Here is a 2,172-nt window from a genome sequence, read left to right on the forward strand (position 1 = left end):
ACGGCTTCCTATTGCTGCCAAATTTTCTTGATTGATTTGTATTGGAATTTCCATGTTTATGCTGTGGTATTTGATTTCCCGCGTTTTAGCGCCCAATAGGCCAACACGAAATAAATGATGGTACAAATGAATGCGTAGGTGTAAAAGAGTTCCCGATTTTCGATATAATTTGCTTCCGTAGTACTTGCAAATAGCACATTACAGGCCAAAACGATGGTGGCGACCAAAGCTGATATCGCTACGAATTTTAATCCCTTAGAGAAAAAAGAAACATCCTTCGAAATAACAGGTTCCTCTCTTGCTTGCTGTTGTTGAAAACGTTGGATGGTTTCGTTGCGCAGCTGTTCTTCTTTTGCTTCTTCAGGATACTTTTGCTTCGCCCCATAACGGGAAGCGAGCAGTGTATACACTGCGATGGTAAAAAACCAAGTTGGGATAAACAGGTAAAAAAAGGAAATTACGTCCAAGGCATTCAGTCCAAAACCGAAGGCCAAGCCCAAGCCCCAAGAGGCAACGGCAGGCATACTAAAGGTCAGCTGGCGGTACGAAGACCAGTAGCGCGTATAGCCAATTCTAGGGAATATCTGATGTTCTGCGAACACAATCGCCCCAACAGGAACGACCAGCAGCCCCGCATAGGTAAGTAGCGGTAATATTTGTGAAAACACAAAGGGGAAACAGGCGATGACAACGGTGACCACACCTACCACAACTGTCGTTATCATCCGGGAATGATTATAGAAAATAGCTTGCGCGGCCAAACCCGCTCTATATAAATTGGTAATCGCGGTCGTCCAACCCGCTACGATCACAATCACAAATCCGGACCAACCGAGGGCATAATAGGCCACATCGCCCGGATCGAGTTCTACGATGGATTTTCCTAAGATAACAGCGGCACCGGCGCCCATGATTCCGGCAGCAATCCATGCTACATAGTGACCGAACATCATTCCGGTACTGGAGGCGTATGCGTAGTTCTTCTTTCTGGCAAAACGCAAGAGGGCCATATCAACCAACCCGAAATGGGTGATAGTATTGGCGGCCCAACCAAAGCCGATGACCTCGACCAATCCGATGCCGGGTGCTCCGTCACTGTTAATGCCTGTCCAGATACGCTGGTCTCCGAGTGTCATAATATCGGTCCACCCTGTCGGTAAGGTTTTATCCAAAACATCCAAGGACAAAGCGGGGAGGAGCACCATAGCGCCACTTGTAAACATGACAAAAAGCCAAGGTGCACAGAGGCCCGAAAATTCAGAAACAGCATTGAATCCATAGAGGGCAATGGAAACCACAACAATACCCACCGCTAATACGATCAAAATAAACCAGACATTGGTAGGATACCAATTAAGTTGCGCGGGAATATCAAAAGCAAAACGAACCGCTGTTGCCGAGACCGTTATCATCGCTGCCGAAATCACGGAAAAGATGATGACGTTGGCCCAGTTGTACAACTTGGTCATCGAGTCGCCGGCAATCTTATTCAGATAGGTATAGAGGCTCAATCGTGTTTCAACTGCAATAGGGGAAGTGATGAAGCGCCAACTCAATACTGCGAGGATATTGCCGATCAGAAGCCCTAAAATGATATCCATGGTCTTGGCTCCTAAAGCTACAAAGGTCGCCCCGATGACAAACTCCGTAGCCGCGACATGCTCGGCAGCATAGAGTCCCGCAAAATGAGTCCAATCGTGTAATTTGTGTTTGGCAACCGGTAAATATTCTTCGTCTAGGTTTTCAAATTGTTTAAAATCTTCTGTGGTGTTCATATTTTAGGTTGGTATTGGAAATTAGATTCCTATAAATATTAGCGGGATGTTTTTATTTTTTGTCAAAATATGTTGGGAAAAGTGCCAAATTATGAAAAATTATATAGAGTAAAGTCCAAACGCAATTACTATGTCAACTCTTATTATTTCGTATATAAATCTAATCTTTTCGACCAATTCTAGGAACTTTTTTAAATGTTTTACAACTCAGGGTTAAACGTAGTTCTGCTTTGAGAATGAAAAGATAATAAATTCTATGACAATAATTTGAGAAAAGTACTTCATTATACTCTCAAATTATTGGTCATCAATTCGCTTGGCGAAGCGAAGTATAAATTGTGGAATTTATTAGATTGGGAATTCGAGAAGCAGGATCAAATGCGAAGCATTCATGAAT

Annotated in this window: 1 protein-coding gene; it reads right to left on the reverse strand. The window is 43.5% G+C overall.

Annotated elements, in window-relative coordinates; translation table 11 throughout:
• Window positions 1–56: 56 nt before the first annotated feature.
• Window positions 57–1,775 (reverse strand): purine-cytosine permease family protein, encoded by a 1,719-nt coding sequence (locus tag WBM98_RS12725; protein WP_424366398.1) that lies wholly within the window; start codon window positions 1,773–1,775, stop codon window positions 57–59.
• Window positions 1,776–2,172 lie beyond the last annotated feature (397 nt).

Source organism: Maribacter sp. (genome assembly GCF_049667165.1).
Lineage (GTDB): Bacteria > Bacteroidota > Bacteroidia > Flavobacteriales > Flavobacteriaceae > Maribacter_A.